General features: G+C 69.8%; 16 protein-coding genes and 1 tRNA gene. 9 read left to right on the top strand and 8 right to left on the bottom strand.

Annotation, left to right across the window (positions count from 1 at the left end; translation table 11 throughout):
* Positions 1 to 12 precede the first annotated feature (12 nt).
* The 8 genes from ABD333_RS30055 to ABD333_RS30020 all read left to right on the top strand — a co-directional run bounded on the left by ABD333_RS30055 (position 13) and on the right by ABD333_RS30020 (position 8,479).
* Positions 13 to 1,029: an ATP-binding cassette domain-containing protein gene (locus ABD333_RS30055; protein WP_344545895.1), complete on the top strand. Its 1,017-nt coding sequence runs from the start codon at positions 13 to 15 to the stop codon at positions 1,027 to 1,029.
* Positions 1,026 to 1,853, top strand: a complete 828-nt coding sequence (locus ABD333_RS30050) for an ABC transporter permease (RefSeq protein ID WP_344545894.1) — start codon at positions 1,026 to 1,028, stop codon at positions 1,851 to 1,853. The genes ABD333_RS30055 and ABD333_RS30050 overlap by 4 nt, the downstream gene beginning before the upstream one ends.
* A gap of 179 nt (positions 1,854 to 2,032) precedes the next feature.
* Positions 2,033 to 3,244, top strand: a complete 1,212-nt coding sequence (locus ABD333_RS30045; RefSeq protein WP_344545893.1) for a methyltransferase domain-containing protein — start codon at positions 2,033 to 2,035, stop codon at positions 3,242 to 3,244.
* 68 nt (positions 3,245 to 3,312) lie between these two features.
* On the top strand, positions 3,313 to 3,915 hold the full coding sequence (locus ABD333_RS30040) for a dTDP-4-dehydrorhamnose 3,5-epimerase family protein (RefSeq protein ID WP_344545892.1): 603 nt from the start codon (positions 3,313 to 3,315) through the stop codon (positions 3,913 to 3,915).
* Positions 3,916 to 3,918: 3 nt separating this feature from the next.
* On the top strand, positions 3,919 to 5,229 hold the full coding sequence (locus tag ABD333_RS30035; protein ID WP_344545891.1) for an activator-dependent family glycosyltransferase: 1,311 nt from the start codon (positions 3,919 to 3,921) through the stop codon (positions 5,227 to 5,229).
* A 39-nt stretch (positions 5,230 to 5,268) separates the two neighbouring features.
* On the top strand, positions 5,269 to 6,537 hold the full coding sequence (locus tag ABD333_RS30030) for a cytochrome P450 family protein (RefSeq protein ID WP_344545890.1): 1,269 nt from the start codon (positions 5,269 to 5,271) through the stop codon (positions 6,535 to 6,537).
* A 93-nt stretch (positions 6,538 to 6,630) separates the two neighbouring features.
* A complete protein-coding gene (locus ABD333_RS30025; RefSeq protein ID WP_344545889.1) occupies positions 6,631 to 7,773 on the top strand; it encodes a DegT/DnrJ/EryC1/StrS family aminotransferase in 1,143 nt (380 codons plus the stop codon).
* The gene (locus tag ABD333_RS30020) at positions 7,760 to 8,479 is read left to right on the top strand and encodes a class I SAM-dependent methyltransferase (RefSeq protein WP_344545888.1); all 720 of its coding nucleotides are present in this window, start codon (positions 7,760 to 7,762) and stop codon (positions 8,477 to 8,479) included. Before ABD333_RS30025 ends, ABD333_RS30020 begins: the two co-directional genes overlap by 14 nt.
* Before the next feature lie 54 nt (positions 8,480 to 8,533).
* Here the strand turns inward: ABD333_RS30020 and pknB are convergent, their stop codons facing one another.
* From pknB to ABD333_RS29985, 7 genes are all read right to left on the bottom strand, one after another.
* Entirely contained in the window at positions 8,534 to 10,339 is a 1,806-nt protein-coding gene (gene pknB, locus ABD333_RS30015) for a Stk1 family PASTA domain-containing Ser/Thr kinase (protein WP_344545887.1), read from the bottom strand.
* 22 nt (positions 10,340 to 10,361) lie between these two features.
* Positions 10,362 to 11,648 carry a serine/threonine-protein kinase gene (locus ABD333_RS30010; RefSeq protein ID WP_344545886.1) on the bottom strand — a complete coding sequence of 429 codons (1,287 nt, stop codon included), beginning with the start codon at positions 11,646 to 11,648 and terminating at the stop codon, positions 10,362 to 10,364.
* Positions 11,649 to 11,730: 82 nt separating this feature from the next.
* On the bottom strand, positions 11,731 to 13,185 hold the full coding sequence (locus ABD333_RS30005; RefSeq protein WP_344545885.1) for a penicillin-binding transpeptidase domain-containing protein: 1,455 nt from the start codon (positions 13,183 to 13,185) through the stop codon (positions 11,731 to 11,733).
* 57 nt (positions 13,186 to 13,242) lie between these two features.
* A complete protein-coding gene (locus tag ABD333_RS30000) occupies positions 13,243 to 14,829 on the bottom strand; it encodes an FtsW/RodA/SpoVE family cell cycle protein (RefSeq protein ID WP_344545884.1) in 1,587 nt (528 codons plus the stop codon).
* Positions 14,826 to 16,424 (bottom strand): Stp1/IreP family PP2C-type Ser/Thr phosphatase, encoded by a 1,599-nt coding sequence (locus ABD333_RS29995; RefSeq protein WP_344545883.1) that lies wholly within the window; start codon positions 16,422 to 16,424, stop codon positions 14,826 to 14,828. The genes ABD333_RS30000 and ABD333_RS29995 overlap by 4 nt, the downstream gene beginning before the upstream one ends.
* Positions 16,421 to 16,900, bottom strand: coding sequence for an FHA domain-containing protein FhaB/FipA (locus tag ABD333_RS29990; RefSeq protein WP_344545882.1), 480 nt, complete (start codon positions 16,898 to 16,900; stop codon positions 16,421 to 16,423). The genes ABD333_RS29995 and ABD333_RS29990 overlap by 4 nt, the downstream gene beginning before the upstream one ends.
* 11 nt (positions 16,901 to 16,911) lie before the next feature.
* Positions 16,912 to 17,664, bottom strand: a complete 753-nt coding sequence (locus ABD333_RS29985; protein ID WP_344546241.1) for an FHA domain-containing protein — start codon at positions 17,662 to 17,664, stop codon at positions 16,912 to 16,914.
* Between the two features lie 133 nt (positions 17,665 to 17,797).
* Between ABD333_RS29985 and ABD333_RS29980 the strand changes: the two genes are divergently transcribed.
* Positions 17,798 to 17,880, top strand: a tRNA-Leu gene (locus ABD333_RS29980).
* 369 nt (positions 17,881 to 18,249) lie between these two features.
* Here the strand turns inward: ABD333_RS29980 and ABD333_RS29975 are convergent.
* Positions 18,250 to 18,396 (bottom strand): hypothetical protein, encoded by a 147-nt coding sequence (locus ABD333_RS29975; RefSeq protein WP_344545881.1) that lies wholly within the window; start codon positions 18,394 to 18,396, stop codon positions 18,250 to 18,252.
* Positions 18,397 to 18,547 lie beyond the last annotated feature (151 nt).

Below are 18,547 nucleotides of genomic sequence, written 5' to 3'. Positions count from 1 at the left end.
GAAGGGAGCGTCGTGACCAGGTTCGCGATCGAGGCCGAAGGGCTCCGCAAGCGCTACGGCGACACGCACGCGCTCGCCGGGTTCGACCTGGCCGTGGCCGAGGGCACGGTCTGCGGGCTGCTCGGGCCCAACGGGGCCGGCAAGACCACGGCCGTTCGCATCCTCAGCACCCTGCTGCTGCCGGACGGGGGGACCGCCCGGGTCGCGGGGTTCGACGTGGTGGGCGACTCCGGGCAGGTCCGCTACCGGATCGGCCTCGCCGGCCAGCAGCCCTCGGTCGACGAGATCCTCACCGGCCGGGAAAACCTGCGCATGTGGGCGCGGCTGTTCCGGCTCCGCTCCCGCGACGCCAAGCGCCGTACCGACGAACTCCTGGAGTGGTTCGGCCTCGCCGACGCGGCCGACAAGCGGGTCAAGCACTACTCCGGGGGGATGCGCCGCCGGCTGGACCTCGCGGCGAGCTTCATCCTGAGGCCGCAGGTGCTGTTCCTCGACGAGCCGACGACCGGGCTCGACCCGCGCAGCCGCACCGAGGTCTGGCGGGCGGTGCGCGAGCTCGTCGCGCAGGGCACCACGGTCCTGCTGACCACGCAGTACCTGGAGGAGGCCGACCGGCTCGCGCACCAGATCGCGGTGCTGGACGCGGGCGCCGTGATCGCCGACGGGTCGCCGAACCGGCTGAAGTCCATGATCGGCGGTGACCAGATCGACGTGGTGCTGCGGGACGCCGCCGACGTGCCCTCGGCCGCGGAGATCATCGCCAGGGTCGCCGATGCCAGCCCCGAGATCGATCCCGATTCCGCCCGCGTCACGGCGCCCGTCAAGGACCCTCTGGAGGCCATCACCGTGACGGCCCGCGAGCTGCGCGACGCGGGCCTGCAAGTGGAGGACCTCACGCTGCGCCGGCCGACGCTCGACGAGGTGTTCCTCAGCCTCACCGGCCGCGCCGCCGGTGGCGACGGTGATGCCGGTGCCGACGGTGCCGATGGCGGCCGGCCGGCCGAGGAGAAGAGGATGGTGCGACCGTGAGCCTGCCGACGACTCTCCCGATCCCGACCACCCGCGCCGAGCGGGTGCGCTGGGCGCTCTCCGACGCCCGTGTTGTGTCCGGGCGCGAGCTGATCCACTGGAGGCGCAACCCGACGGTGATCCTCAGCACGCTGCTGTTCCCGCTCGTCATGGTGCTGCTGTTCGGGTACGTCTTCGGCAGCGCCATGCGGGTGGCCGGAGGCGGCGACTACCGCGAGTTCCTCATGCCCGGCATGTTCGGGCAGACGATGGTCTTCGGCGTGATCTCGACCGTGTACGTCGTCGCGACCAACGCCGCCCGCGGGGTCACCGACCGGTTCAGGTCGATGCCGGTGTCGTCGTTCGGCGTCCTGATGGGCCGGGTCATCGCTGACATGCTCACCTCGACGCTCGACCTGGTGATCCTGACGCTGTGCGGCCTGCTGGTCGGCTGGCGCGCGCACGACGGGCTCGGTCCCGCGCTGGCGGCGGCCGGGCTGCTGTTGCTGCTGCGGTTCTCGCTGGTGTGGGTGGGGATCTGCATGGGGCTCCGGCTGACCCCGGAGGGCGCCGGAGCGGCCTGGATGCCGCTGTTCCCGCTGACCTTGCTGGCCAACACGTTCGTCTCGCCGGAGCTGATGCCCGACTGGTTGCGGGTCATCGCCGAGTGGAACCCGCTGTCGGCCACCGTGCAGGCGTGCCGCGACCTGTTCGGCAACCCCGGGCTGAGCGGCGGGTCGTGGGCGGCCGAGCACGCGATCGAGCTGGCGGTCGCCTGGCCGATACTGATCACCGCGGTGTTCCTGCCGCTGTCGATCCGGCGCTACCGCCGCCTCAACCGCTGATCTTCGAGGACGACCCGCCGGGCCGCGCCGCGTTCGTGCGGCCCGGCCCGGGCTCCAGCGAACGTCCACGGCCGCTCAAGAGCGGGGGACGACGATCGAAGCAGTCAAGCCCCGCCTCACAGTCCCGCGGAGCCGCCCGGACGACCGGCGCGGCGTCCCACGAGTCCGAGGAAGATCTCATGTGCCGTGTCTGCGGTGGTGCCGTCCACGAGTTCTTCGACTTTGGGCGTCAGCCCCTCTCCGACGCCTTCCTCGACCCCGCGGGGGTCGGGCACGAGTACTTCTTCCGGCTCGCGGTGGGGATCTGCGAGTCCTGCACGATGACGCAGCTCATCGACGAGGTGGCGCGTGACCGCATGTTCCACGAGGCCTACCCGTACCACTCGTCCGGCTCGGTCCGGATGCGCCGGCACTTCGAGGAGACCGCCCAGCTCCTGCTGGACTCCCACCTGACCGGGGACGATCCGTTCATCGTCGAGGTCGGCTGCAACGACGGCGTCATGCTCAAGACGATCGACAAGGCGGGCGTCCGCCATCTGGGGGTGGAGCCCTCCGGCGGTGTCGCCGAGCTGGCCCGCGGGCAGGGCGTGCGGGTGCGCGTCGACTTCTTCGAGGAGTCCGTGGCCTCCGCCATCGTCGCCGAGGACGGGCCCGCCGACGTCATCTACGCCGCCAACACGATGTGCCACATCCCCTACATCGGCTCCATCTTCCGCGGGGTCGACGCGCTGCTGGCGCCCGACGGGGTCCTGGTGTTCGAGGACCCGTACCTGGGCGACATCCTGCGCCGCAACACCTTCGACCAGATCTACGACGAGCATTTCTTCTTCTTCACCGTCCGTTCCGTGCGCAACGCCGCGGCCCGGTTCGGGTTCGAGCTGGTCGACGTCGAACGGCTGCCGGTGCACGGCGGAGAGCTGCGCTACACGATCGCGCGGGCGGGACGGCGCGCACCGTCGCCGGCTGTCGAGGAACTGGCCGCCGAGGAGCTGGAACGCGGCCTGGCCGCCCCGGCGGACTTCGCCGGCTTCGCCGCCGGCGTGAACCGCATCCGCGACGACCTCATGGGCCTGCTGCGCGGCCTGCGCGCCGAGGGGAAAAGGGTCGTCGGCTACGGCGCGACGGCCAAGAGCGCGACCGTGACCAACTTCTGCGGGATCACCCCCGAGCTGGTCTCGTTCGTGTGCGACGCCACCCCGGCCAAGAACGGCAAGCTGATGCCCGGCTCGCACATCCCGGTGCGGTCCCCCGAAGCGCTGGCCGATCCCTACCCCGACTACGCCGTGCTGTTCGCCTGGAACCACGCCGAAGAGATCATGGCGAAGGAGCGCGCCTTCCACGAGGCGGGCGGCCGATGGATCCTCTACGTACCCGAGGTCCATGTCGTCTGAGCCGGCTCCATGTCGTCCGGGACGGCACCGGCCCCGGACAGGCGATCCCACGATCCGAAGGACACCTCATGCAGTTTCGGAAGCTCGCCGTCCAGGGCGCATTCGAGTTCCGGCCGCCGGTCTTCACCGACGAGCGGGGGCTGTTCGTCTCGCCGTACCAGGAGGCGGCGCTCCGCGAGGCGATGGGCCACGGCCTGTTCCCGGTGGCCCAGACCAACCACAGCAGGTCCCGCAGAGGCGTGGTGCGCGGCGCCCACTTCACCCTCACCCCGCCGGGCATCGCCAAGTACGTCTACTGCGCGCGCGGCAGAGCGCTCGACCTGGTCATCGACATCCGGGTGGGGTCGCCGACCTTCGGGCTCTCCGACTCCTCGGTGCTCGACCCGGAGGAGTTCCGCGCGATGTACTTCCCGGTCGGCGTGGCGCACGCCTTCGTCGCCCTGGAGGACGACACGGTCATGGCCTACATGCTGTCCGGCGAGTACGTGAAGGAGAACGAGCTCGCCCTCTCGGTGTTCGACCCCGCTCTCGAACTTCCCCTCCCCGCGGGCGTCGACCCGATCCTGTCGGAACGTGATCGCGCCGCGCCCACCCTGGCCAAGCTGGAGGTGGACGGCATCCTGCCCGACTACGCCGAATGCCTCCAGATCGAGCGCGCCCTCTACGCATAGGTGATGCCGGTGCGAATCCTGATCATGGCGTTGCCCGTCAAGGCCCACGTCTATCCGCACGTCCCGCTGGCCTGGGCCCTGCGGGCGGCGGGCCACGAGGTGTGCGTCGCGAGCCAGCCCGACCTGGTCGACGAGATCGCCGAGACCGGGCTCACCGTCGTGCCCGTCGGCGAGGCGCTCAACCTGGAGGACGCCATCACCGCCATGCCCATGGAGTCGGACCGGACGCTGAACCCGTGGGACCTCATGCGCATGGACGAGTTCGCCGGGGACGACCTCGACGACGACTTCGTGCACGGCGTCTCGCTCGTCATGACCACCCTGGGGTTCCCTCCCGTGTCCTATGGCGGGCTGGTGGACGACCTCGTCGGCTTCGCCCGCGCGTGGAAGCCCGACCTGGTGATCTGGGACATGCTCGTGTTCGCCGGCCCGGTGGCGGCCAGGGCCTGCGGCGCGGCGCACGCGCGGATGGTGTTCGGCGTCGACCTGCTCGGCGTGATGCGCGAGAGGTTCCGCGCCGTCCAGGCACGCAGGCCGCCGGAGCTGCGCGAGGACCCCATGCGGGAGTGGCTGGAGCCGGAGCTCGCGCGGTTCGGCTGCCCGTTCGGCGAGGACGTGATCGTCGGTCAGTGGACGATCGACCCCGTACCGCCGTCCATGCGGCTGCCGACCGGCACGCACCGGGTGCCGCTGCGCCATGTGCCCTACAGCGGAGGGACGACGGTCCCGGCCTGGCTGAGGGAGCCGCCGCGCCGCCGCCGGGTCTGCCTCACCCTCGGGCTGTCCCGCCGTGAACTGGCAGGACGCGAGCGGGCCGTCGTGTCCGAGCTGCTGGAGGGCGTGGCCGACCTCGACATCGAGGTGGTGGCCACCCTGAACGCCGACCAACTCGCCACCGTGGCGCGCGTGCCGGACAACGTCCGGACCGTGGACTTCGCGCCCCTGCACGAGCTGCTCCCGACCTGCGCGGCGAGCATCCACCAGGGCGGCTTCGGCACGATGCAGACCGTCCTGGCGCACGGTGTGCCGCAGATCGTCCTGCCGAGCGGCCTGTGGGACACCACGCTCAAGGCGCGCCTGGTGGCGGAGGCGGGAGCGGGCCTCTACGTGGAGCCTGACCGGCTCACGGCGGCCGGGCTGCGGGACATGCTGGTGAGGGTCCTCGACGAGCCCTCGTTCACGGCGGGGGCCGACCGCCTCGCCGCCGAGATCCGTGACATGCCATCCCCCAGCGAGGTCGTCCCGGTGCTGGAGAAGCTCACCGCCGAGCACCGCGCGTCCGCGACGGCGCCGGCGGCCTCGCTTCAGCCCTGATCGAGGAAGGCTAGAGCGGCCCTCCGTAGCGTCTGTCCCATGGCGGACGGCTCGATGGGCAAGGCACTGGCGACCGAGATGGCGGACCCTGAGCTGAGCTACCTCTTGCTGCTCATGCACGGCGCCCAATGGATCATGGGAGTGCGGGACGACCCGTACGCGCTCTTGCTCCGCGCGGCGAGCGACGACCCGCACGACCTCGGACGGCGGATGCGGGCGCGAGGCCCCCTCTACCGCAGCCAGGCTTCCGTCTGGGTGACGGCCCACCATGACCTGGCGGCCACCGCGCTGGCGGACGCGCGCCTCAGCCCCGAGTACGCGGCGCCGCAGGAACCGGACGAGGCACGCGCCGAGCAGGAGCGCATCCTCCCGTTCGACCTGCCCCGGATGGAACAGCTCCTGCCCTTGGACCAGGCGTCCCTCACCCTCGGCCGCCCGACCTGCGAACGTCTGCGGACGTTGACGCGAGCCGTCCTCGACGACCTGGACGGCCTGGCCGCAAATCTGTGCGCACAGCGGCTCCGGACGCTCGACGGGGACTTCGACCTGCGCGACGACCTCGCACGTCCGGTCGCCATGGAAGCGGTCGCCGAGGTGCTCGGCCCGCACGCGCCCGACCGCTTCGCCGCCCTGTGCGCCGGAACGGACGACGCCCTGGACGCCACCCTGTGCCCGCCCCTGCTCGCGTCGGCCCGCAGGCTGACCACTGCGATCACCGGCCTGCGCGAACTGCTGGACGACACCCTCCGCCTGAAGACCGGCCGCCTGTCGGACGCGGGCGCGGAGCATCCCCTCGACGACACGCTCGCCACCGGCGTCTCCCTCGCGGTCATCGGTGTCGACATGACGGTCAACCTGGTCTGCGACGCGCTGCAGGCCCTGCTCGACCAGCCCGAGGCATGGGAACGGGTACGGGACGACCCGGCGTGCGCGGCCCTCGCGATCGACGAGACGAGGCGGTACGCGCCTCCGGTCCGGCTGCACCGGCTCTTCGCCCACGAAGACGTCGAACTGGCCGGGCACAAGCTGCGGATCGGCGACGAGCTTTCCGTGGTGGTCGAGGCAGCCGAGCGCGACCCGGCCGTACACGAGGACCCCGACCGCTTCGATCTCGACCGCGACCGTGCGGTCCTGCCCGACGGCCCGCTGACCGCGCCCGCCGCCCCGGCGGCCCGCCGTCTGGCGGCGGCGACGCTGCGGACGATCGCCGTCGAACTGCCGCGCGTACGCCGGACCGGCCCGGTGCTCCGCCGCCCCCGGTCCCCCGTCACCCGCGGGGTGCTGCGGTTCCCGGCGGCCACCGGCTGAGGCTCGCGGCCCGCTCAACGATCGCTGGACGCTGCCACCATCGGTTCTCTGCCACCCGCCGGTACGGTGCCCGAAACGGTTCCCGGAGGCGAGATGATCAACGTTTTCCAGCCGAGTCTCGGCGAAGAGGAGCTCGAAGCGGTCCGTGAGGTGTTCGCCCGCAACTGGCTGGGATACGGCCCGCGCACCCAGACCTTCGAGGCGGAGTTCGCCGCGCACCTCAAGGTGGAACGCGACGGAGTGCTCTTCATCAACTCCTGCACCTCAGGCCTGTTCATGGCGATGGAACTCCTGGGGCTCGGCCCCGGCGACGACGTGGTGCTCCCGTCGGTGAACTTCATCGCCAACGCCAACGCGGTCGCCGTCACCGGCGCCCGGCCGGTCTTCTGCGACGTCGACTCCCGCACGCTCAACCCGACGGTCGCCGACATCGACCAGGCGCTGACCCCCCGGACGAAGGCCGTGATCGTGCTGCACTACGGCGGCCATCCCGGTGAGATCGAGGGCATCGCGGCCCTGTGCCGCGAACGCGGCGTCGCGCTGGTCGAGGACGCCGCGTGCTCGATCGCCTCCAGCGTGTCCGGCACGATGTGCGGGACGTTCGGCGACATCGGCGTGTGGAGCCTGGACGCCCGGAAGATCATCACCACCGGTGACGGCGGCGTGCTGTGGGTCCGCGACCCCGAACTGGCCCGCCGCGCCCACCGGCTGGCCTACCACGGCATGGTGGACCGCAGCTCGTTCACCGCGATGGCCGACATGCGGCGCCGCTGGTGGGAACTGGCCATCGAGGAGATCGGCCGCCGCGGCATCGGCAACGACGTCACCGCCGCGATCGGGAGCGTCCAGCTGCGCCGCCTGCCCGGTTTCGTGGCACGACGCCGCGCCATAGCCGAGACCTACGACCACCTCCTCGCCGGCGTCGAGGGCGTCCGCACACCGCCCCCGCTCCCAGCGGGCCACGTGGGCTCGTACTACTTCTACTGGATCCAGCTCGACGCGGCGATCCGCGACCAGGTGGCCGAAGACCTGCTCGACGCGGACATCTACACCACCTTCCGCTACCCGCCGCTGCACCACACGTCCCTCCACCACTCCGACGTGGACCTGCCGCGCACCGACGAAGCGGCCGAGACGACCCTCCTGCTGCCGATCCACCAGAGCCTCACCGACCAGGACGTCGAGACGGTGGTCGACCAGCTCGCCAAGGCGGTCAGCGGGAATGTTCGACGCTGACCTCGCTGAGGTGTACGACCTGGTCTACCGAGAACGAGGCCAGGACTTCCGTGCCGAATCACAACTGGTGACCCAACTGATCCGCACCCGGCGTCCCGACGCGACCTCGCTGCTCGACGTCGGCTGCGGCACCGGCGAGCACCTGAGCGCCCTGCGCGAATCCTTCGAAGTCGAAGGGCTCGACCGCTCCGAACCAATGATCGCAATGGCCCGAGCCAAGCTGCCCGGCGTGCGCCTCCACACCGCGGACATGTGCGACTTCGATCTGGGCCGCCGATACGACGCCGTGATCTCCCTCTCGGCCGCCGTCGCCTACCTGCCCTCCGTCCAGGCCATGCGGACCGCCATAGCGCGCATGGCCGCCCACCTCGCACCCAACGGCGTCCTGCTCATCGAGCCCTGGTACTTCCCCGAGACCTTCGTGGAGGGCCACATAGCCGGCGACCTCCTCCGGTCGAACGGACGCACCGTCTCCCGTGTCTCCCGAGCCGAGCGGACCGGAGACTCCGTCCGCGTGGACAGCCACTACCTCGTAGCGGACCACCAGAACATCAAACACTTCGCCGAACAACAGACCTTCGGCCTCTGGCCCCGCACCCTCTACGAACAAGCCCTCCAAGAAGCAGGCTGCGCAACCGACTACCGAGAGTCCGTCCAATCAACCCGAGGCCTCTTCATAGCCCACCTAACCCAAAACGTCGCGTAATGCCGAACGTCCGGCCCGCAGGGGGACCGGACGTTCGCTTGCTCTCAGGTTTGATCAGTTGTCGGGATCGGGCGGGGTGGTCCCAGGGAACGGCGGGCTCGTGGAAGGACTTGGAGGCGTCTTCGGCACGACCATGATGGTCACCGTTTCACCCGGGGTGATGTCCGTGCCCTCACCCGGGGTCTGCTGCCAGACGTAGCCGGGCGGGACGGCCGTGCCGTCAGGAGGCGCGGCGATCTGGATGTTGCACTTCAATCCCAGCGACTTCAGCCGGACGCAAGCCGTCCGCGAGCTCTGATTCATCAGGTCCGGGACCTTCACCAGGTCCGCACCCGACGAGATGTAGAGCTTGACGGTCGTGCCCTTCCGGGCGCTGTCGCCGGCGGACGGGTCGGTCCGGACTGCCGAACCCTGCTGGACGCTGTTGGACTTCTCGTTCACGACCTGGACGTCGAAGCCCACTCTTCGAAGCTCTTGCTCAGCCTCGGCTTGGGACATTCCCTTGACCCTCGGGACCTCTACCGCGGTCGGTGGCTTCTTGCCTCGGGAGACGGTGAGGGTGACCGTGGAGTCCTTGGGGGCCTCCGCGCCGGCCTTCGGGTCGGTCTCGATCACATTGCCCTTGGCGACGTCGTTGTTGTACTCCTGCTTGACGTCCACCTTGAGGCCCTTGGCCTCGATCTCCTGCTTGGCCGAGGCGAGGGCCATGCCGGCGACCTCGGGGACCTTGATCTTGTCTCCGTCACCGCCGCCGCCGTTGCCTTGGGGCATCAGGACGCCGATGACGGCGGCGCCGCCTATGAAGAGGACGGCTAGGGCTATCCAGAGGGCGGCCTTCTTGCCGCCGCCGCCTCGGCGGTCGAGGTTTTGGTCGTCGTAGTGGACCGGTGGGAGGTCGTAGCCGGTGCCTACCGGGCGCTGCATCTGGGTGCGCGGTGGCATGGCGCCCATTACCTGGGTGCCCTGCGGCTGTTGCTGGGCGCCCATCATCATGGTCGAGGCCGCCGTGGACGCTACGGGCTGGCCGTGGAGGACCCGCTGGATCTCCTGCCGGAACTCCGTGGCGTCCTGGTAGCGGTGGTCGGCGTCCTTGGCCATCGCCTTCAGGACGATCGCGTCGGCCCACTGGGGGATCTCCGGATCGACCTGGGACGGGGGGATCGGCTCCTCCCGGACGTGCTGATAGGCGATCGCCACCGGGGAGTCGCCGGTGAACGGAGGCTTGCCGGTGAGGAGCTCGTACAGCACGCAGCCGGTGGAGTAGATGTCGCTCCGGGCGTCCACGCGCTCGCCGCGGGCCTGTTCGGGCGACAGGTACTGGGCGGTGCCGATCACCTGGGCCGTCTGGGTCATCGTGGACGCGGCGTCGTGCATGGCCCGGGCGATCCCGAAGTCCATGACCTTGACCTCGTGATTGCGGGTGAGCATCACGTTGGCCGGCTTGATGTCGCGGTGCACGATCTGGCCGCGGTGGCTGTAGTCGAGGGCACGCAGGATGCCGTCGGTGATCTCCAGCGCCTTGTCGGGCAGGAGCGCGCGGTTCTCGCGGAGGAGGTCGCGCAGCGTGCTGCCGTCCACGTACTCCATGACGATGTACGGGATCGAGGTGTCGCCGATCTGGTCTTCGCCGGTGTCGTACACGGCGATGACCGACGGGTGGTTGAGCGACGCGGCCGACTGGGCCTCGCGGCGGAACCGGGCCTGGAACGTCGGGTCGCGGGCGAGGTCGGACCGGAGGGTCTTGACGGCGACCACCCGATCGAGGCGCAGGTCTCGGGCACGGTAGACCTCGGCCATGCCGCCGCGCCCGATGACGCCATCGAGCTCGTAGCGGCCGCCGAGCAGCCGAGGTTGACTCATATGTGCACTTTCCCTCGTACGTCTACACCTTGTCCTCCGAACCTAGCTCCCCGCTGTCCGTGGGTGAGGGAACCGGGCTCGGAGTCGACGGAGTCGTGGTGCTTTCCGTCGGTGTGGGTGTTGGGGCGGTGGGAGTTTCCTTGGTCGGTTTCCTGGTGGGCTTCTTGTGGGACGTCTGGGACGGCCTGATCGTTGACCGGGGACCGGGAACGATCGGCGGCCGCCCGTTCGTCGGTCGTGGTCGCAGGGCGGGCGGCGTGACCTTGAACGCGGGGTCGCCACCGGGCCGCGTGGTCGGCAGCGGGCTCCGGGTCTCCACGAGGCCCGCCGAGCTGAAACCGCGCCACAGCGAGCCGACCACGATGACCCCGAGCAGGACGACGCCGGTGGCCACCGAGGTGTACATCAGGGCCGAGCGTCGTTGCCCGGGCACCTCCGTGAGGTTATCCGGCCTGCCGCCGCCGTCAAACTCTGGCAGGTCTCCGCCGACCAGCAGCACCTGGCGGATCAACTCGGCGCGGGCGGCCACCTCGGCCGCGCCCGGCGGGCGTTCGGCCGGGAGCTTGGCGAGGAGCGCGGTGATCAAGGACCGGACCGGGGCCGGCACGGCCGCGGGGAGCTCCGGCGGGGCGTCGCGCACGTGCTTGAGCGCGATCGTCACGGGCGTGTCGGCGTCGAACGGGGCGCTGCCGGTCAGGCACTCGTACGCCACCACGCCGAGCGAGTAGAGATCGGACGCCGGGGTGATCTGCTGGCCGGAGGCCTGTTCGGGAGAGATGTAGTGCGCGGTGCCCATGACCATGCCGGTCTGCGTCTGCGAGCTCGTGGCCGACAGCGCCCGGGCGATTCCGAAGTCAGTGATCTTGACGGTGCCGTCCGCGGTGATCATCAGATTGGCGGGCTTGACATCGCGGTGCACGATGCCGTGATCATGCGCGACCGCCAGCGCGCGGGCGGCCTGCGCGACCAGGTCGAGGGTGACCTCGGGGGTCAGCGCGCCGGCGCGGTCGAGGATGTCGGAGAGCGGCTCGCCGGGCACGAGCTCCATGACGAGGTAGGCCCGGCCGTCCTGCTCGCCGTAGTCGTACACCTGAGCGATGCCGCCGTGGTGCAGCCCGGCCGCGAAACGCGCCTCCGCGCCGAACCGGCCGCACGCGCGGGCGTCGGAGACCAGTTCCAGGCGCAGAAGCTTGACCGCCACCTCGCGCGCCAGAGCCTCATCACTCGCCCGCCACACTTCTCCCATCCCGCCAGTGGCCAGCAACTCCAGCAGCCTGTACCGCCCGTCAAGCAGAGGACCGCCGCTCATGCGACCTCCCCTACGCGTGCCGTGGCATGCGTCACCGGCGCGGCCGGGTGGGACGCGCCGGTGGGCGGGGTGGCGGGGCGGCTCAATCCTTGCGCACCGCCTGCATGATCTTGCCGGCGACCGGGCCGGCGAACTCGCCACCGGAGCCATCGCCCTGGGTGAAGACGGCGAAGGCGTAGCGGGGCTTCTCGATCGGGGAGAAGCCGACGAACCACCGGTTGTTGAACTCGACGCCGTCGATGTCGGCGGTGCCGGTCTTGCCGGCGATGTCGAACTGCGCCAGCGACTTGCCGGTGCCGGAACGGACGACCTCGCGCATCATGTCGGCCAGCTGGTCGGCGGCGCCGCTCGACATGGCCTGGCCGAACTCCGTGGGGTCGGCCTGCTCGATGACCTTCTGGGTGTCACCGGACACGACCTTGTCCATCAGGTAGGGCTTCATGATCTTGCCGTTGTTGGCGGCCGCGGCGGCGACCATCGCCATGTGGAGGGGGGTCGCGGAATTGCTGCCCTGGCCGATCGAGGCGAGCGCCGTCTTGGCGGCGTCGTCGTTGGGGAAGGAGCTCTTGGCCGACCGCATGCCGGGTTCGACTTCGATCGCCTGGTCGTAACCGAACTTCTTCACCGTGGGGATGACCTTGTCCTTGCCGAGCTGCTCCGCTCCCAGGATGCCGTACGTCGTGTTGCAGGACTCGGCGAACGTGAGGATGAGGGGCGCCTGACCGGCACCGCCGCAGGCGCCGCCCTCGTGGCTGTTGGGCAGCGAGACGGACGTGCCGGGCAGCAGGTAGGTCGACGGCGCCGGGACGCTGGTGTTCTTGTCGATCCCGTTCTCCAGCGCGCTGGCGGCGATCACCGCCTTGAACGACGAGCCGGGGAAGTTGGTGTCGCTCATCGCCTTGTCGACGTTGGGCTTGGTGCGGTCCTTGTTGAGCGCGTCGAACCGCTTGACGCCCGCCTCACCGGTCTGCGGGGCCACCGTGGTCGGGTCGAACGAGGGGAACGAGGCCAGCACCTTGATCGCGCCGGTCTTGACGTCCATGACGACCGCGGCTGCCTTGCGGGTCGTGCTGGCCTTGAGCGCGTTGTAGGCGATCCGCTGGGCCCGCGGGTCGATCGTGGTCTGGACGTTGGCGGCCTTGGCCTTCTTGCCGATGAACGTGTCGAACCACTCCTGGTTCGCGAGCCGCTTGTCCTGCCCGCTGAGCAGCAGGTTGTAGGCCTTCTCAAGCCCGCCCGAGCCGGCCGCGCCGGTGAAGTAGCCGGTGATCGGTGCGAAGATCTCGCCGTCCTTGTAGGCCCGGCCGTACTTCGGGTTGCTCTTGCCGGTCTTGACCGACGTCACCAGCACGTCCGGGCCGGCCATGATCGTGCCGCGCGGCTCGTTGAAGAGGTTGAGGTACTGGCGCGAGTTGTTGGCGTCGGTGCGCAGCTTGTCCGCCTGGCTGCCCTGCACGTAGTTGATCTGTGCCATCAGCCCGAAGAACAACAACAGGCCGAAGATCGCCACGCGGCGAAGCGGCTTGTCCATGTTCATGAGTGATCGCTCCACATCCTGCGTTCGGGGGGCGTGCCGTTCATTGCGAGTGAGTCCCTACCTCGTGCTCACGATCTGGGTCATGCCCTCGTCCTGGATCGCCTGGGGGGCCGGCTTGCGGGCGTCGTGGCTCATCCGGACCAGGATCGCGATCAGGATCCAGTTCGCCATCAGCGAGGATCCACCCTGGGAGAGGAACGGTGTCGTCAGACCGGTGAGCGGGATGAGTTTGGTCACGCCGCCGACGATGACGAAGACCTGCAGTGCCAGGACGAACGACACTCCACCCGCGAAAAGTTTGAGGAACGGGTCGCGGGCGGCGATGGCGGTCTTCATTCCGCGCTGCACGATCAGCGCGTACATCAGCAGCAACGCCATCAGCCCGGTCAGGCCGATCTCCTCACCGAGCGAGTCGAAGATGAAGTCGCTGAAGGACAGGGGGGTACGCCAGGGCTCGCCCTGGCCGAGGCCGGTGCCGAGCACGCCGCCCTCACCGAGCGCGAACAGGCCCTTCATCAGCTGGGCGCTGTCGGAGTACTCGCCGCCGAGCTTCGCGCAGGCGGTGAAGCCCGGGAACTTGCTGCCGGCGGCGGCGGCCTGCTTGTAGAGGTCGGTGTCGGGGTTGACCGGCACGACCTCGCCGCTCTTGACCAGGCAGCCGCCGTCGAAGTACGGGCCGGGGTTCTGCCAGATGTCGATGCGCTGGTTGACGTGGCCCATGAACGGCAGCAGCGTGGCGATGAAGATGCCGACGGCCAGCAGGCCGACACCGATCATGACCCAGGAGACCCGCTGCGTGGCGATGTAGAGCATCGACACGAACAGGCCGAAGTACAGCAGCGCGGTGCCGAGGTCCTTCTGGACGAACAGCACGCCCAGCGCGAAGAACCAGATCACCATGATCGGACCGAGGTCGCGGGCGCGGGGCAGGCTCAGCGGGCCGATCTTCTTGCCGATCAGCGACATCGCCTGCCGCTTGTTGACCAGATAGCCGGCGAAGAACACCACCAGCATCAGCTTGGCGAACTCGCCCGGCTGCACCGAGAACGGGCCGATGAAGATCCAGACGCGGGCGCCGTTCACCGAGCCGCCGAGCCCCGGAACGATGGGCAGCAGCAGGAGGACCATGGCCGAGAGGCCGATGATGTAGGTGTAGCGCTGCATGGTCTTGGGGCTGACCGCGAGCGGGCCCTCGCCGTTCTTGGTGTCCCGCATGATCAGCACCGCCACGACGAACATGGCGATCCCGACGAACGTCCACATCAGCTGGCCGGGCGCGGACGCCTCGTCCTCGGCCAGCTTGCGCCCGGCCTGGACGGCTTCGAGCTTGGCCTTGCTGAAGTCCAGGTCGAGCCGGTAGATCATCGCCAGGCCGAGCCCGTTCAGCGCCACCGCCAGCGGCAGCAGCAACGGGTCGGCATACGGGGCGAACTTGGCCTGCACGAAGTAGGCCGCGAAGCCCAGAATCGCCAGGCCGCCGCCGTACAGGGGAAGCCCGATCGGGAGGCGGCCGTCGCGCGCCAGGCCGACCTCGGCGAAGGCGGACAGCGTCAGCACCATCGCGAAGACCAGCAGCGCCAGTGACGCCGCGTTCCGTTTGGCGTACGGAAGCTGCGCGCGGATCTGCTGCCCGATCGAACTCATGGCTTGTCCGCCCCGTCCTGCGGGCAGTCTTTCACCTGCGGGTCCTTGGCCGCGCACCGCTCCTTGAGCGTGGTCAGCTCGGCGAGCTTGCGCTCCGCGCCGGCGACGCCGATGAACGAGTGCATGCCCTTCTCCACGGCGTCGGCGTCGGCCTGGGGCAGTTCGGCCGTCTTCAGCTCGCTGCCCTTGACCTTGGCCTCCCTGCAGCTCTTCTGTTCCTTGCCCTTCACGATGACGACCTTGCCGGCCTCCTGCTGGAGGGAGTACTTGCAGACGGCGGTCTTGAGGTCGTTGACGGCGACGGCGGGGCTGCCCTTGACCGGGTAGGTGTCCTGGACGGCCTTGGCACGGTCGGCGGGCAGGTCGGCGACCAGGATCGGCGGATTGGGCTGGTCCTTCTGGGCGGCCTTCTTGGACAGGGGCAGGCCCGGGACCTTCTGGGAGGTGCCGCGGAAGAGCACGACGTGCCCGTTCTCCGCCCCGATGTAGTAGCCGTCCTGCAGATACTTCACGGTCGCGAAGCCGCCCGCGGCGAGCGCGACCACGACCACGCCGGCGGTCACGACCAGCCAGGTCCAGCGGCGGGGGCCGCCGCGGCCGGCCCGCCGGGCATCGCGCCGCGACATCGGCTGCCGCATCGCGGCGGGCGGCGGCGCCGCGCCCACGGGCTCGTTCATCGGGCCGGCGGGCGGTGGCATCTCGTCCACCGCGACCGGCGGCTGCGGCATGGTGTCGCGCAGCTGCGCGGCACGTCCGGCGGGCGTGTCGATCGCCGTGGGGGCCGCGCCGCCGCCGCCCGGCAGGTCCGACGAGGGCGCGGCGTTGGCCGCCGCGCCCACGGCCCGCCCGGGGCCGCCCGGTTGCTGCTGCTGGCCCAGCTCGACGACGTCGGCCACCACGCACGTGATGTTGTCGGGGCCGCCGCCCCGGTTGGCCAGGTCGATCAGGTTGCGGACCGCCTGGTCGGCGTCGTCCACATCGGTGAGCACCTGGAAGATCGTCTCTGCGGTGACCACGCTGGACAGACCGTCGGAACACAGCAGGTAGCGGTCGCCGACCTTGGCCTCGCGCAGCGACAGATCGGGATCCACCTCGCCGCGCCCGTCCAGCGCGCGCAGCAGCAACGACCGCTGCGGATGGGAGGCCGCCTCGTCCGGGCTGATCCGGCCCTCGTCCACCAGCGACTGGACCAGGGTGTGGTCGTGCGTGATCTGGAACAGGCTGCCGTCGCGCAGCAGATAGGCGCGCGAGTCGCCGATGTGCACCAGCGCGACCTGGTTGCCGGCCCACAACATCGCCGTCAGCGTGGTGCCCATGCCCTGCAGAGCGGGGTCGGACTCCACGATGCGGTGCAGGTTGTCGTTGGCCGACTTGACCGTGTGCTCCAGCGCGGCCAGCAGCTCGGTGGCCGGGAGCTCCTTGTCGAGCTTGCGCAGCGCCTCGATGGCGGCGGCGCTGGCGATCTCGCCGCCGACATGCCCGCCCATCCCGTCGGCCACCGCGAGCAGGTGCGCGCCCGCGTATGCCGAGTCCTCGTTGCCCTCGCGCAGCATGCCGACGTCGGAGCGCGCGGCGTAACGGATTCCCAGAGTCATTTGCGCAGCTCGATCACGGTCTTGCCGATACGGACCGGCACGCCCGGGGGCACCGGCATCGGCCGGCTCACCTTCGTGCGGCCGAGGTAGGTGCCATTGGTCGACCCGAGATCTTCCACGATCCACTGACCGTCCTGCGCGTAAATTCGGGCATGCCGGCTCGAAGCGTAGTCGTCGGTCACCACGAGCGTGGCGTCATTCGCCCGACCGATGGTGATGGGCACCCCCGTGAGATCTATGACGGTCCCCGCCCGTTCGCCTTGGACGACCACCAGTTTCGTCGGAGCGCTGCGCTGCTGCTGTGCCCGCGGTTGCCGAGGCGGTTTCGCCGCCTTGGCGGGCCGGGGCTGGGCGGCCCGCGTGGCCGCCTTCGAGCCGAACAGATCGGCCCGGATCACACCGACGGCCGCGATGACGAAGAGCCAGAGCACCGCGAGGAACGCCAGCTTGATCAGCGTGAGGGTGAATGGGGACATCGGAGTCGGGGTTACTCCCTATCGCGGCGGAACACAAGGGTCGTACGGCCCATCGTGACGCGGGAACCGTCGACGAGCGTCACTCGCCGGATCGGTTGACCGTTCACGAAAGAGCCGTTGGTCGACCCTAGATCCACGAGGACGATTTCGGGACCTTCTACGCGGATCTCGGCATGGTGCCGGGAAACGCCCGGGTCGACGAGTCGCAGGTCGCAGTCGGTACCGCGGCCCAGCAAGGTCACCGGAGTATTGATCTCGTACGTGCGCTGTGTGGCGGGCGTGCCCTCCACGGCCGTGGTGACCAGCAGCCGCGGTTGGCCGCCGAACGCCCCGGCCGGCCCCCTGGGCACGTCGGTCGGCGGCTGGCGGATCTCGCCGCCCTCCACCGTCGTGCCACGGATGACGCCTGACCTGATCCGGAACATGCCCGTGGCCAGATCGCCCGCGTTCTCGAACCGGACGCGCACCGGCCCTACGAAGGAGTACCCCTGCTCCTTCGCGTACTCCCGGGCCAGATTCGCCAGCTCCTGACTCAGGCTGTCGGCGTACACCTGCAGCCGTTGACCGTCCTGCTCCGAGATCTCGACGACGAAATCGTTCGGCACCAGAGTCCGGCCCTGAGCCACGATCGCGGCACGATCGTCCATCTCGCGCTGCACAGCACTGGCCACCTCGACCGGCTGAAGCTCCGACTTGAAGGCCCGGGCGAAGGCTCCTTCGACCATGCCCTCGAGCCGTCGCTCGAAGCGCTGAATGACGCCCACGGGCACCTCCCTTCCCCACTGGTAGACGATCGTATCGGTGCGAAGGTTCGCTCGAAGTATCTGGATACCTAACCACTGCTGGGCCCGTGCTAGCCTTTTCGAGCACGCCCGACGAGGGCCGATGCGACACCCTGGGCGGGTGGCGGAACGGCAGACGCGCACGGTTCAGGTCCGTGTGTCCGAAAGGATGTGAGGGTTCAAATCCCTCCTCGCCCACTCGGAGTTCGGAGTGGTGTGGTCGCGGGCGAAAGCCCGCTTCCCCGCCACTCCTTCGTCGTATTTGCCTGGGGGGCGCCCCCCAGACCCCCGATGTGGGGGCTCCGCCCCCACGCCCCCGATGGGGCTCCGCCCCATACCCCGGCCTCTTCCGGGGTGCGAGCCCTCCGTGGAGTCTTCGAGCCTGCCCGCACCCCTCGATGCACCGGCCGCTGGGGTACGCGGACGTGCTTCGCGGAGGGGTGCGAGAGGACATGTCCTTACTCTCCCTGGCCTGGGGCGCCCTGGCCACCCGTCCTGGTCACGGCTTTACCTCTGGCGTGAGGTATGCACCGGTTTATGCCCCTCGGACGAAACTTATGCTCTGGGTCACCTGCCTTCAGCCAGCGTGCGCTCCGCCTCTTGCAGCCATGCGCGGCGGGCGGCCATGGCCTCTTCGGCGTCCCTGATCTCCTTCTCCTGAGCCCTGGCCAGTCTTCTCTCCAGCTGTTCGATGGAGAGGCGCAGCTGCGCCATCGTCGTCTCGGCGCGCGCGGGCCTCGGGGTTGGTGCGCCGCCACTCCTGCTCCGCAGCGCCTGCCGGGCCTGGCGGACGTCCTTGAGTAGCCCGGAATGTACGCCGCGGGGTCGGGGTTCGACCCGATGTCCGTGATGATTCAAGTTTGAA

This window comes from Actinomadura fulvescens, assembly GCF_039533225.1.
Taxonomy (GTDB): Bacteria; Actinomycetota; Actinomycetes; order Streptosporangiales; family Streptosporangiaceae; genus Spirillospora; species Spirillospora fulvescens.
This window is presented reverse-complemented; position numbering and strand designations above follow the sequence as displayed.